The sequence below is a fragment of the Streptomyces flavofungini genome (genome assembly GCF_030388665.1).
Taxonomy (GTDB): domain Bacteria; phylum Actinomycetota; class Actinomycetes; order Streptomycetales; family Streptomycetaceae; genus Streptomyces; species Streptomyces flavofungini_A.
On sequence record NZ_CP128846.1, the window covers coordinates 5446047 to 5458810 of the forward strand.

Genomic DNA, 12764 nt, shown 5'->3' on the forward strand with positions numbered 1-12764 from the left:
AAGGAGCGCCCTGGCGGCGGAACGGTTCCGACGCGAGGGTGTGAGTGCAGGCACACCGGGGGCGCCCCCCCGTCCGACGCTAACAACACGAGATTAAAAGGGACTTAACGCCCCTTGCTGATGGTTCGCCGACGACTGGGCTATTGCTGATAAAGATCCCGATATGCCGGGTATGTTCCTCCCGGTGTCTCCACCGACTCCGCCGCGAGCAGTGCCCGGACGATCGCCTCCGTGACCATGTCCGCGCCCGCCGCAAGCACCTCGTTCAGCGCCAGCGGATCGGCCTCGTCCAGCGACCGGGTGCCGGTCGACAGGGCGAACACCGTGTCGCCGTCGTTCAGCAGGTGCACCGGCCGCACCGCCCTGGCCATGCCGTCGTGCGACGTGCCCGCGAGCTTCTGCGCCTGGGCCTTGGTGAGCGCCGCGTCGGTGGCGACGACGGCCAGCGTCGTGTTCAGCGGCGGCGCCGTGTTCCCCGCCGCGGCCTCGGCGAGCCGCCGGGTCGCGGCCGCGTGCACCTCGGGCGGGGGCGCGGGGGTGGCGGCCCCGCCCCCGAAGAGCTGTCCGTACAGCACCCCCGTCCGCGGTTCGACCGCCGACCCCGCCGCGTTCGCCGCCACCAGCGCGGCCACCGTCACCCCCGAGCCAAGGACCGTGCTCGCCGTGCCGATCCCGCCCTTGACCTGCCCGACCACCGCCCCGATGCCCGCGCCCACCGCACCCAGGTCCACCGCGTGCCCGCTCTCCCTGGCCGCCGCGTCCACCACCGCGGCCCGCCCCATCGCCGCGTCCGGCCGCGCCCCGAAGTCGCCGCCCCGCCCCAGGTCGAACACGCACGCCGCGGGCACCACCGGAACCACATGCGCCGGGTCGGGGCCCACCCGCACCCCGCGGCCCTGCTCCTCCAGCCACGCCATCACCCCGCCCGCCGCGTCGAGCCCGTACGCACTGCCGCCGGTCAGGACCACCGCCTCCACCCGCTGCACCAGGTTCCGCGGGTCCAGCGCGTCGGTCTCCCGCGTGCCCGGGCCACCGCCGCGCACGTCCACGGCCGCGACCGCACCGCCCTCGGGGGCGAGTACGACCGTCGTGCCGGAGAGCCAGCCGTCACCGACCCGCCCCGCGTGCCCCACCCGCAGCCCCGCCACATCGGTGAGACCGCTGACCCACCCGGCTTCCTTCGGTACGTCACGTGTCGTCATGTGCCATGCGTATCACGCGTGTTGGCGGCACGGGCGAGGCCGTGTCGACTCGGCCCGAGCTGTGGGTGAGGTCACGCGGACTCGGCCCGCGCCGTCCCCGAAGTCACGCCGACTCGGCCCGCACCATCCGCGACGTCAGCGTCACCCCGGTCGCGACCGCGAGCGCCGCCACGACCCCCGCCGCGAACACCCCCCAGTGCCCCGCGAACGTGCACGCGAGCACCGCCAACGCCGTCACCGGAAGCACCAGCTGCTGCGCGAGACCGACCTTGAAGTAGCGCGAGTGCAGCAGCCACACCGTGAACATGTACACCGCCGCCGGGATCGTCACCGCAGCCGACGCCGCCGTCTCCGAGATGTGCGCCTTGCCGACGGCCTGCTCCACCGCCACCTCGATGCCCGCCCCGATCGCCGCCGCCGACGCGAAGATCACGAAGTGGCCGTAACCCCACAGGAAGGCCTGGCTGTTGGAGCGCAGATGGCCGTGGATCGGCACCACGAAGTAGATCCACCAGGCGGCGAAGACGAGGAGGAGCCCGCCCGCGGCGATCGGCAGGACCTCGCCGAGCGCGTCGTTCTCGTCGATGCCCGACTTCACCGCGACCGTCGCCGCGGCGATCGTCTCGCCGAGCACGATGATCGTGAAGAGGCCGTACCGCTCGGAGATGTGATGCGGGTGCCAGGGCGTCGCCCGGGCCCGCTCCGCCCACGTCGGCACCGCCATCTCGGCGATCGCCATCACCAGGAACGTCCAGCCGCGCGCATCCTCCGGCAGGAGCAGCAGTCCCAGCCAGCCGACCTGGCACAGCGCGACCCCGCCCGCGTACCGCAGGGCCGTGCGCCGCTCGTCCCCCGTCGTCGAGGCCGCCGCCCGCAGCCACTGGGTGATCAGGGCGAGCCGCATGATCAGGTAGCCGAGCCAGACGACCAGGAACTGGTGGTCCTGGAAGGCCTTGGAGACCCCGGCCGCGAGGACCAGGACACCGGCGATCTGGACGAGCGTCACGACCCGGTACAGCGTGTCGTCGTTGTCGTACGCCGACGCGAACCAGGTGAAGTTCATCCAGGCCCACCACATCGCGAAGAACACCATCGCGTAGTTGAGGACCCCTTCGCCCGGGTGCCCCTCGGCGACCGCGTGCACCAGCTGCACCCCGGCCTGGGCGACCGCCACGACGAAGCACAGGTCGAAGAAGAGCTCCAGCGGTGTCGCGGCGCGGTGCTCCTCCTCGCGGCCGCGGGCGACCATCGGGCGCAGTGGGGGAGGCGGTGCGGGTGGGGCGGTCGCGGCACCCGGCGGGGGAGTGGTCGACGTCATGGGCCAACAACAGCAGAGCCCGGCGGCCAGCCGCCCCGGTGCGAGCCGTGTCGGGGCCGGAGCACCCGAGTGGGCGGTGCGGGCACCGGCGGTGCGGGCGTGTCCTCGCCGCGGCGCTCCCCATGGCGGCGCTCCCCGCCGCGGCCCTTCCCGTGGCGGTGGTCCCCGTGGCGAGGTTTCTCACCACGGCGCTCCCCGCCACGGCACGCCTCACCACGCCGCGCCTCACCACGCCTCACCACGGCGCTCCTCAGCGAAATATTGTGAATACTTTCACAAGCGAACGTGGGACCAAAGTCCTCCACGAACCCCCAGCTCACCCCCGACCGCCCCGCGAAACCCCGGCCGCCGAAGGGACTTGTGGCCCTCAAGCCAGGACCAACGCGGCGCCACGGGCCGTCCGCACGGGAGTGCAATGGAGCCGTAGCGACACGGCGACTCGGAAGGTGCGAGCTATGACTGCGACTCCGGCGGATGCGACTCCTGCGGAAAACTCGGTGCGCGGCGGGGCCTGGGACGGCTTCAAGGGCGGTCTGTGGCGCGACTCCATCGACGTCCGCGACTTCGTGCAGCACAACTACGCCCCGTACGAAGGCGACGCGGCCTTCCTCACCGGCCCCACCCGGCGCACCACCGCCGTCTGGCAGCGGCTCCTCGCGATGTTCCCGGAGGAGAACGAGCGCGGCGTGCACGACGTCGACACCTCGACACCCTCCCGCATCGACGCCTTCGCGCCCGGCTACGTCGACGGCACCGCCGCCGACCACCAGGACCTGATCGTCGGCCTCCAGACCGACGCCCCGCTGAAGCGCGCCATCATGCCCAACGGCGGCTGGCGCATGGTCGAGAGCGCGCTCAACTCCTACGGCTACGCGTCCGACCCCGCCGTCAAGGACATCTACACCCACCTCCGCAAGACCCACAACGAAGGGGTCTTCGACGCCTACACCCCCGAGATCCGCGCCTGCCGCTCCGCCGGCCTCATCACCGGCCTGCCCGACGCCTACGGCCGCGGCCGCATCATCGGCGACTACCGCCGCGTCGCCCTCTACGGCGTCGACCGCCTCATCGCCGCGAAGGAGGCCGACAAGGCCAGGCGCTGCCTCGACTGGCCGACCGAGCACGTCATCCGCGACCGCGAGGAGATCTCCGAGCAGATCAAGGCCCTCGGCGAACTGAAGGCCATGGCCCTGTCGTACGGCTACGACATCTCCGGCCCCGCCCGCACCGGCCGCGAAGCCGTGCAGTGGCTGTACTTCGGCTACCTCGCCGCCGTGAAGGAGCAGAACGGCGCCGCCATGTCGATCGGCCGCATCGACAACTTCCTCGACATCTACCTCCAGCGCGACCTCGACCGCGGCCTCATCACCGAGTCCGACGCCCAGGAGCTCATCGACGACTTCGTCATCAAGCTCCGCATCGTCCGCTTCCTGCGCACCCCCGAGTACAACGAGAGCTTCTCCGGCGACCCCACCTGGGTCACCTGGTCCATGGCGGGCATCGGCGAGGACGGCCGCCCGCTGGTCTCCCGCACCACCTTCCGCGCCCTGCAGACCCTCTACAACCTCGGCCCCGCCCCCGAACCCAACCTGACCGTCTTCTGGTCCGCCCGGCTGCCCCGCGCCTTCAAGGACTTCGCCGCCCGCGTCGCCATCGACACCTCGGCCATCCAGTTCGAGTCCGACGAGCTGATGCGCCCCAAGTACGGCGACGACACCGCGATCGCCTGCTGCGTCTCCGCGATGGCCGTCGGCAAGCAGATGCAGTTCTTCGGCGCCCGCGTCAACGTCGCCAAGGCCCTGCTCTACGCCATCAACGGCGGCCGCGACGAGCTCACCGGCAAGCTCGTCGTCGAGGGCTTCGAGCCCATCGAAGGCGACCACCTCGACTACGACACCGTCGTCGAACGCTACGACGCGATGCTCGGCCGGCTCGCCGAGACCTACGTGCACGCGCTCAACGTCATCCACTACATGCACGACAAGTACGCCTACGAGCGCCTGGAGATGGCCCTGCACGACCAGGACGTCCTGCGCACCATGGCCTGCGGCATCGCCGGACTCTCCGTCGCGGCCGACTCGCTCTCCGCCATCAAGCACGCCCGGGTCAAGGTCGTCCGCGACGAGACCGGCCTCGCCGTCGACTACGAGATCGAGGGCGACTACCCCGCCTACGGCAACAACGACGAGCGGGCCGACGCCCTCGCCCAGCGGATCGTCTCCGACTTCATGGGCAAGATCCGCCGGCACCCGACCTACCGCGACGCCGTGCACACCCAGTCCGTCCTGACGATCACCTCGAACGTCGTCTACGGAAAGAAGACCGGCAACACCCCCGACGGCCGCCGCGCGGGCCAGCCCTTCGCCCCCGGCGCCAACCCGATGAACGGCCGCGACGCACACGGCTACATCGCCTCGGCCCTGTCCGTCGCCAAGCTCGACTACGACGACGCCGAGGACGGCATCTCGCTGACCAACACCATCACCCCGGACGCCCTCGGCCGCACTCCCGACGAGCGGGTCGCCAACCTCGCCGGAGTCCTCGACGGCTACATGGCGAGCGGCGGCTTCCACATGAACGTCAACGTGCTCGACAAGGCCACCCTCCAGGACGCCATGGACCACCCCGAGAACCACCCGCAGCTGACCATCCGCGTCTCCGGCTACGCGGTCAACTTCGTCCGGCTCACCCGCGAACAGCAGCTCGACGTCATCAACCGCACCTTCCACAGCTCCCTGTGAGCCCCGGGCGCGCCCCGGGCCACACCCCCGCCGCGCCCCACCGACTCGCGGCCCCGGGGCCGGGCCCTCACCCCGGCCCCGGGTGCCGCGACCACCACGTCCCGTCCACGGAAGTCCGGGAGCCCCGCCATGACCGCCCTGCTCGGACCCGACACGACCGCCACCCCGGGGACCGCCGCAAAGGCCCCGAACAAGCCCCCGTCCGACGCTGCTGCCTCCGCCACAACCCCCGCTGCCTCCGCGGCGACCCCCACCTCCCCCGCGGCGACCCCCGCTGCCGCCGCCACTCGCCGCCCCGTGACCGGCTCCGTCCACTCCTGGGACCTGTCCACCGGGGTCGACGGGCCCGGCACCCGCTTCGTCACCTTCCTCGCGGGCTGCCCGCTCACCTGCCTGTACTGCCACAACCCCGACACCTGGCGGATGCGCTCCGGGCGCCGCAGCACCCCCGACGACGTGCTCGCGGAGGCCGCCAAGTACACGGCGTTCATCGCGGTCGCGGGCGGCGGTGCCACCGTCAGCGGCGGCGAACCCCTGCTCCAGCCCGTCTTCACCGGCGAACTCCTGCACCGGTTCAAGCACGAGCTCGGTCTGCACACGGCCCTCGACACCTCCGGCTTCCTCGGCGCCCGGGCCACCGACGCCCTGCTGCGCGACGTCGACCTCGTCCTGCTCGACATCAAGTCCTGGGACCGCGCGACGTACCGCGAGGTCACCGGGCGCCCGCTGCGGCCGACCCTCGACTTCGCCGACCGCCTCGCCGCCCTCGGCAAGGACGTCTGGGTGCGCTTCGTCCTCGTGCCCGGCCTCACCGACGACCCGGCCAACGTCGACGGGGTCGCCCGCTTCGCCGCCGGCCTCGGTAACGTCTCCCGCGTGGACGTGCTGCCCTTCCACAAGCTCGGCGCGGCGAAGTGGGACGCCCTGGGCAAGGACTTCACCCTCCGGGACACCCCCACGCCGACCCGGCGGCAGCTCGCGGAGGCCAGGGAGATCTTCGCCGCACGGGGCCTGCGCGCCGTCTGACGGTCCCCGCAGCCCCGTCCGCCCCGGCCACCTCGGCAGCTCCCGGCCCCCTCCGCGCCCCCGGCGGACGTACGCTGGAGGCATGAGCACCGCCCCCGCCCCCGAACCGCGCGATCCGAAGGACGCGAAGCCCCGGCAGGACGCCAAGAAGCCGGCGAGCGCGCTGGTCTTCGACGACCCGCTGGCGCAGCAGTCCTCGGACGACACGGATCGCGGGTGGGGTGAGCGGCCGACGCCGTCCGGCGACAGCGCCGCCGACCTCGCCCGCTTCCTGGACGAGAAGCCGCCCCACCACCTCTGAGCCCGGGTTACAGCCCCGAGCCGCCCGGCCTGCCCCCGTCGCCGGACGTCTGGCCGCCGCCCGGCCGGTCGTCCCCGCCGCCCCGCTGGGCGACCAGCGCGTCGCGGATCTCCTTGAGCACCTCCAGCTCCGAGACCTCGATGACCTCCTGCGTGCCCTCCTTCGCCGCCTGCCGCGCGGCCGCCTTGGCCAGGTACTTCGCCATCGGCATGACCATCAGGAAGTAGACGACCGCGGCGGTGATCACAAAGCTGAGGGTGGCGCTGAGCACCGAGCCCCACAGGATCGGGATGCCGCTGACCGCCTCGCCGTTCTTCACCACGCACGGCGATTTCAGGCAGGAGCTGTAGTGGTCGAGATCCTTGGTGCCCAGGGCGCCGACCAGCGGGTTGATGACGCCCTTCACCACCGAGTTCACGATGTTCGTGAACGCGGCTCCGATGACGACCGCGACGGCCAGGTCGACGACATTGCCGCGCATCAGGAAGGCCTTGAAGCCCTGCCAGATGCCCGGATCCTTCTTCTCGCTCACCACTGAGCCTTTCGTTGCATGTGCGGATTGTGCGGCAAACCGCCTTGCAACCTACGGCAGGGCGTGGCAGCCCTGTCCAATTCCATAACGCGAATGAGCGACTTGACGGGTGGTCAGTCGTGTCGTAGGCCGCCCTTCTGCCCGCCGGACGGGTAGGTACCCCGCTCATCGCAGCGTCACCGCGAGCCGGGCGGTCGCGCTCGCCCCGGCGAGCCTCGCCGCCGTCGCGCGCGGCACCGTGAGGACGACCAGGGCCCCGCCCTCGGCCACCGCGTCGGAGGGGTCCGGCACCTCGGACACCCGCGCCCCGGCCGCGACCACCCGCACCGCCCCACCCGGCCGCGCACCCGCCGCACCGGCACCCGTGCCGTCCACCCCAGCGCCGTCCGCGGCCACGACATCCACCCGGTCGCCCGGCCGCAGCAGCCGCACCGTCGCCGCGTCCGCGATCCGCACCGGCGCCGTCACCAACCGGGCCGCCCGCCGCGGCCGTTGCGGTGCCCGGTCCTCGCCGCTCTCCCCGGCGCTCACGGGCGCCGCGGACCCCTGCGGCTGTGGGCGCCCGGGCTCAGGCGGCCCCGCGGCGGCCAGCGCGGCCGCCGTCATCGCGAGACCCACGGCCAGTGCCCGCCGCCGGTGCCGCAGCAGCCGTCGCAGCCGCTGCCGCCCTCCGCGTACATGCAGCGGGGAGAAGTGCGGCACCTGGCAGGGCGGCGGCGCGCCGCCGCCCCGGCCGGACGGAGACGGAGACAGAGACTGAGACAGAGACGGAGACAGAGACGGAGACATGTGTGTACGTGAAGGGACCTGCGCCATGACGACCACCACCCACCGTGAGAGGTCCGGACCCTGATTCCGGCCCGGATTCCGTTCCCACGATGCAAGCCGCCGCCGATTCCCGCTGAGCCCCGTGCACTACTCGTCGGTTGTGGACAACTCCCTCACCCGAAGGGGAAGTTCTGCCGCCGCTCGAAGGGGAGGCTCCACCGCGCGCCGCCCCGCGCTGACCCCCGCCGCCGACCCGCGCTGATCCACACCGACCCACACCGACCCATACCGACCCACACCGACCCGCGCCGAAACCCCCGCCGCCCCCGGCCCCACCCCCTACGGCAGCCGAATCCCCGTCTCCATCCCACCCAGCGCCCCCACGCACAGACAGTCCCGCTCCGCGTTCGCCGGCAGCCCCGCCACCGCGTCGAACAGCACGGTCCGCAGCCGTCCCACATTCGCGGCGAAGACCCGGAGCACCTCGTCGTGCGAGACGCCCTCGCCGGACTCGGCGCCCGCGTCGAGGTCCGTGACAAGGGTCAGAGAGGCGTAGCAGAGCTCCAGTTCACGGGCGAGGATCGCCTCGGGGTGGCCCGTCATGCCCACCACGGACCAGCCCTGTGCCGCGTACCAGCGCGACTCGGCGCGGGTCGAGAACCGGGGCCCCTCGATCACCACGAGCGTGCCGCCGTCCACCGGCTCCCACTCGCGGCCGTGCGCGGCCTTGAGGGCGGCGGCGCGGCCCGTCGGGCAGTAGGGGTCGGCGAGCGACACGTGTACGACCTTCGGTGTGCTGCCGTCGGCGAGGGGAAGGCCGTCGAAGTAGGTCTGTGGACGGGACTGCGTGCGGTCCACGAGCTGGTCGGGCACCAGGAGCGTGCCGGGGCCGTACTCGGGCCGCAGTCCGCCGACGGCACAGGGGGCGAGCACCTGGCGCACGCCGACGGAGCGCAGCGCCCACAGGTTGGCGCGGTAGTTGATGCGGTGCGGAGGCAGATGGTGGTCGCGGCCGTGGCGCGGCAGGAAGGCGACCCGGCGCCCGGCGATCTCGCCGAGGAACAGGGAGTCGCTGGGGGAGCCGTAGGGAGTGTCGACGTGCACTTCGGTGACGTCGTCGAGGAAGGAGTAGAGGCCGGAGCCGCCGATGACGCCGAGCTCGGCCTGAGTCGCGTTCGCCGTGTTCACCATGGCGAGCACAGTAGCCGGGCCCGGATGCGCCGAGGACCCCGCCGTCGTACGACAGCGGGGTCCTGGGAAGTGCGGGGTGCCGGCGGGGAACCGGGGTCCCTGTGGGGCCCGGTCAGGCCGCCGAGGAGCTCGTCGACGACGAGGAGGAGCTCGACGACGAGGACGCGGAGGCAGACGAGGCCGAGGAGGACGACGTCGACGAGGAGGTCGACGAGGAGTCCGACGCCTTCGAGGAGGAGGACGACGTCGACGCGGGCGAGCTGCTGGACGACGAGCCGCGGCTGTCGTTGCGGTAGAAGCCGGAGCCCTTGAAGACGATGCCGACGGCCGAGAACACCTTCTTGAGGCGTCCGTCGCAGTTCGGGCACACGGTCAGGGCGTCATCAGTGAACTTCTGCACCGCCTCGAGGCCCTCGCCGCACTCGGTGCACTGGTACTGGTACGTCGGCACTTGCTTCCTCCTGGCACTCTCACTCGATGAGTGCTAACGACGGTCCATAGTGACGTATTCCGCGGGATCAGTCCACCGTCACCGGCACGCGGTGACCGACGCCACGTGCCACGGTGCGGCCCGGGCTCTTCGGAGTGAGGCGGGAACGCAGCGACAGGAGCACCGTGAGCGCGAGTGCCGTGCCGCCGAGGGGCACCAGGAATCCGGCGCCGTCCCAGAAGCGGTCCTCCAGCTGTCCGGCGACCGTGACGGCCGCCGCCTGCCCGAGCGCGACCGCGCCGGTGAGCAGGGTGAACGCCTCCGTGCGGGCGGTCGGCGCGACCAGGCTGTCGACCAGCGTGTAGCCGGTGATCAGGGCGGGCGCGATGCAGACGCCGACGAGCAGGCCGAGCCCGGCGAGCAGCAGCGCGGAGTGCGCGGCCCACAGGCCGGACGCCATCAGCGTCAGGCCGGCGTACCCGAGGACGAGCCGCCGCTGCGGGGCGATCTTCCAGGCGATGGCGCCGCAGGCGATTCCGGAGAGCATGTTGCCCGCGGCGAACGTGCCGTACAGGACGCCGTTCAGACCGGGCTGTCCGATGGACTCGGTGAAGGCCGCCAGGGAGACCTGCATGCCGCCGAAGACGGTGCCGATGCCGAGGAACGCGACGATCAGGACGCGGACGCCGGGCACCCGCAGCGCCGAATCGTGCGCCACGCGCGCGTGGCCCGCGCCCGCGGGCTTCGGCTGGGTGCTCTTCTGCGCGGCGAACAGCAGACCGCCGACGAGGGTGAGTCCCGCCTCGGTGAGCAGTCCTGCCGCCGGGTCGATGCCGGTGCACAGGGCGGTGGCGACCAGCGGGCCGAGGACGAAGGTCAGCTCGTCGGTGACGGACTCGAAGGCCGCCGCGGTCTGCGCGAGCGGGGTGCCCTGGAGCTTGACGCCCCAGCGCGCCCGCACCATGGGCCCGATCTGCGGGGTCGAGGCACCGGTCGGAACGGCGGCCACGAAGAGCGCCCACAGGGGGGCGTCGGTCAGTGCGAGCACGGTCAGCGTGACGCCGGACGCGGCGTGCACGAGGACGCCGGGCAGCAGCACGGCGCGCTGCCCGAAGCGGTCGGCGAGCTTGCCGCTGAGGGGCGCGAACAGGGCCATGGAGACGCCGGTGACGGCCGACACCGCACCGGCGGCCCCGTACGAGCCGGTGGTGTGCTGCACGAGCAGCACGATGGAGATGGTGAGCATCGCGAACGGCTGTCGCGCGGCGAATCCCGGAAGCAGGAAGGTCCAGGCGCGAGGGGTGCGCAGAAGCTGTCCGTAGCCCGGGCGGGTTTCGGTGACCGTGGACGCCACGGCCCTTGCCTTTCTGCTGCCTGGTAGCGCGGCCGCTCTTCCAGGGCGACGGCACCGAGAGCTGTCCTCTTGCGCAGAACTGCGGTAGATACCGGTCGCCCACTGCGAGGGGGCGCCACGGCCGCCATACGGTCGCGCCAGCTCTGCGTCAGACAGAGTTGGTTCGATGTGTGCCTTCATCGTACAGGTGCTACGTAAAACGCACCTGGGATTACGAGAAGTGAGACCCCCACCACCTGCGATTGCCCCCTGCGGCCCCCCGTACTGCCCCCGAGACGCCCCCACGCGGACCCCGCCCGCGCGCACCCGGGCCCCCGCCCGGTCGCCGGACCCCCGTCCGGCCTCGCACCGCCGGCGGCCGTCAGGCCGCGGGCGCCCTCATCGCTGCCCGTCCGGCAGCCCCAGCCAGCCCACCAGCTTGCCGCCCTGGGCGACGGCCCGCAGCCGCTGCTCGGCCGCGTCGCGCACCGGGTCCGTGGCCACCACCAGGAGTTCGTCGCCGTTCCGGAGCACGGTCGTGGGGCCCGGTACGAAGGATTTGCCGTCGCGCACGATCAGGGTGACGGCGGACCCCGTGGGCAGCCGCAGCTCGCTGATCTCGACGCCGTGGAGGCGGGAGCCCTCGGGCACGGGCACCGAGAGCAGATGGCCCCGCAGGCGCTCCAGGGGCGCCGACTCGATACCCAGGTCGGAGGCCTCCGCGCCCTTGCCGATGCCGAGGAGGCGGGCCAGGCCGGGCAGGGTGGGCCCCTGCACCAGGGTGTAGACGACGACGAGCACGAAGACGATGTTGAAGATCTCCTCGTTGTTGTCGACGCCGTTCACCATCGGGATCGTGGCGAGAATGATGGGCACGGCGCCGCGTAGCCCGGCCCAGGACATCAGTGCCTTCTCCTGCCAGGGCATCCGGAACGGCAGCAGACCCACCACGACGGACAGTGGCCGGGCGACCGCGGTCAGGACGAGCCCGATGAGGACCGCGGGCCAGATGTCGTCGAGCAGCCGGTGCGGTGTGACCAGCAGGCCGAGCAGGACGAACATGCCGATCTGGGCGATCCAGCCGACGCCTTCGGCGAAGCCGCGGGTGGCCGCCCAGTGCGGCAGCTTGGCGTTGCCGAGCACCATGGAGGCCAGGTACACGGCGAGGAATCCGCTGCCGTGGGCGATGGCCCCGGCGGCGTAGGCGGCGACGGCGATGGCCATCACCGCGATCGGATAGAGACCCGATGCGGGCAGCGCCACGTGCCGCAGCCCGTACGCGCCGAGCCAGCCCACCGCGAGCCCGATGGCCGCGCCGATGGCCAGCTCCAGGGCTATCTCCCCGACCAGGACGTACCAGTGGTGCACCGGTCCCGCGGTGGAGAAGGCGACGACGAGGATCACCACCGGGGCGTCGTTGAACCCCGACTCCGCCTCCAGGACCCCGCTGATCCGGGACGGCAGCGGCACCCTGCGCAGCACCGAGAAGACGGCCGCCGCGTCCGTCGAGGACACCACCGCGCCGATGATGAGGGCCTGCCGCCACTCGAGCCCGACCAGGTAGTGCGCTCCGGCGGCGGTCACGCCGACGCTGACCGCGACGCCGACGAGGGCGAGACAGGCCGCGGCGGGCAGCGCGGGCTTGATCTCTTTCCACTTGGTGCCGAGACCGCCCTCGGCCAGGATCACGACCAGCGCCGCGTAACCGATGACCTGGGTGAGCTGGGCGTTGTTGAAGGTGACGTTGCCTATGCCGTCCTGGCCCATGGCGACGCCGATGCCCAGGTAGAGCAGCAGGCTCGGCAGCCCGCTGCGCGAGGACAGGCGCACCGCGACGACCGCGACGAGCAGGACGAGTGAGCTGATGAGCAGAAGCTGGTTGAGGTCGTGGACAGACAGGGGCTGATCCTTCCGTCGTGCGA

At 72.2% G+C, this 12764-nt stretch carries 11 protein-coding genes; 3 read left to right on the forward strand and 8 right to left on the reverse strand.

From position 1 onward, the window contains the following. Nucleotides 1-140 precede the first annotated feature (140 nt). Together QUY26_RS23100 and QUY26_RS23105 are read right to left on the reverse strand one after the other, a co-directional pair. On the reverse strand, nt 141-1202 hold the full coding sequence (locus QUY26_RS23100) for a P1 family peptidase (protein WP_289949711.1): 1062 nt from the start codon (nt 1200-1202) through the stop codon (nt 141-143). Between the two features lie 103 nt (nt 1203-1305). After that, nucleotides 1306-2520, reverse strand: a complete 1215-nt coding sequence (locus tag QUY26_RS23105) for a low temperature requirement protein A (RefSeq protein ID WP_289949714.1) — start codon at nt 2518-2520, stop codon at nt 1306-1308. Between the two features lie 455 nt (nt 2521-2975). Here QUY26_RS23105 and pflB point away from each other — a divergent pair, with 455 nt between their 5' ends. The 3 genes from pflB (at nt 2976) to QUY26_RS23120 (ending at nt 6588) form a co-directional block, all read left to right on the forward strand. Further along, nucleotides 2976-5261: a formate C-acetyltransferase gene (gene pflB / locus QUY26_RS23110; RefSeq protein ID WP_289949715.1), complete on the forward strand. Its 2286-nt coding sequence runs from the start codon at nt 2976-2978 to the stop codon at nt 5259-5261. 129 nt (nt 5262-5390) lie between these two features. Further along, nucleotides 5391-6287 (forward strand): pyruvate formate-lyase-activating protein, encoded by an 897-nt coding sequence (gene pflA, locus QUY26_RS23115; protein WP_289949717.1) that lies wholly within the window; start codon nt 5391-5393, stop codon nt 6285-6287. An 82-nt stretch (nt 6288-6369) separates the two neighbouring features. Further along, a complete protein-coding gene (locus QUY26_RS23120; RefSeq protein WP_289949718.1) occupies nt 6370-6588 on the forward strand; it encodes a hypothetical protein in 219 nt (72 codons plus the stop codon). Nucleotides 6589-6595: 7 nt separating this feature from the next. Here QUY26_RS23120 and mscL read toward each other — a convergent pair whose 3' ends face one another. From mscL to QUY26_RS23150, 6 genes are all read right to left on the reverse strand, one after another. Next, on the reverse strand, nt 6596-7120 hold the full coding sequence (mscL, locus tag QUY26_RS23125) for a large conductance mechanosensitive channel protein MscL (RefSeq protein WP_289949719.1): 525 nt from the start codon (nt 7118-7120) through the stop codon (nt 6596-6598). A gap of 165 nt (nt 7121-7285) precedes the next feature. Continuing rightward, complete coding sequence (locus tag QUY26_RS23130) at nt 7286-7909, reverse strand: RcpC/CpaB family pilus assembly protein (protein WP_436840385.1); 624 nt, start codon at nt 7907-7909, stop codon at nt 7286-7288. Between the two features lie 318 nt (nt 7910-8227). Beyond that, nucleotides 8228-9079 (reverse strand): S-methyl-5'-thioadenosine phosphorylase, encoded by an 852-nt coding sequence (locus QUY26_RS23135; RefSeq protein ID WP_289949723.1) that lies wholly within the window; start codon nt 9077-9079, stop codon nt 8228-8230. 112 nt (nt 9080-9191) lie between these two features. Then, nucleotides 9192-9530 (reverse strand): FmdB family zinc ribbon protein, encoded by a 339-nt coding sequence (locus tag QUY26_RS23140; RefSeq protein ID WP_289949725.1) that lies wholly within the window; start codon nt 9528-9530, stop codon nt 9192-9194. Between the two features lie 67 nt (nt 9531-9597). Continuing rightward, on the reverse strand, nt 9598-10863 hold the full coding sequence (locus QUY26_RS23145; protein ID WP_289949727.1) for an MFS transporter: 1266 nt from the start codon (nt 10861-10863) through the stop codon (nt 9598-9600). Nucleotides 10864-11241: 378 nt separating this feature from the next. Further along, complete coding sequence (locus tag QUY26_RS23150) at nt 11242-12741, reverse strand: potassium/proton antiporter (protein WP_289955940.1); 1500 nt, start codon at nt 12739-12741, stop codon at nt 11242-11244. Nucleotides 12742-12764: the final 23 nt, after the last annotated feature.

Excerpts from the sequence above, each read along its gene's own strand:
- QUY26_RS23100 (WP_289949711.1), bottom strand. The coding sequence starts at position 1,202 with ATGACGACACGTGACGTACCGAAGGAAGCCGGGTGGGTCAGCGGTCTC.
- QUY26_RS23105 (WP_289949714.1), bottom strand. The coding sequence starts at position 2,520 with ATGACGTCGACCACTCCCCCGCCGGGTGCCGCGACCGCCCCACCCGCA.
- pflB (WP_289949715.1), top strand. The coding sequence starts at position 2,976 with ATGACTGCGACTCCGGCGGATGCGACTCCTGCGGAAAACTCGGTGCGC.
- pflA (WP_289949717.1), top strand. The coding sequence starts at position 5,391 with ATGACCGCCCTGCTCGGACCCGACACGACCGCCACCCCGGGGACCGCC.
- QUY26_RS23120 (WP_289949718.1), top strand. The coding sequence starts at position 6,370 with ATGAGCACCGCCCCCGCCCCCGAACCGCGCGATCCGAAGGACGCGAAG.
- QUY26_RS23130 (WP_436840385.1), bottom strand. The coding sequence starts at position 7,909 with ATGTCTCCGTCTCTGTCTCCGTCTCTGTCTCAGTCTCTGTCTCCGTCT.
- QUY26_RS23135 (WP_289949723.1), bottom strand. The coding sequence starts at position 9,079 with ATGGTGAACACGGCGAACGCGACTCAGGCCGAGCTCGGCGTCATCGGC.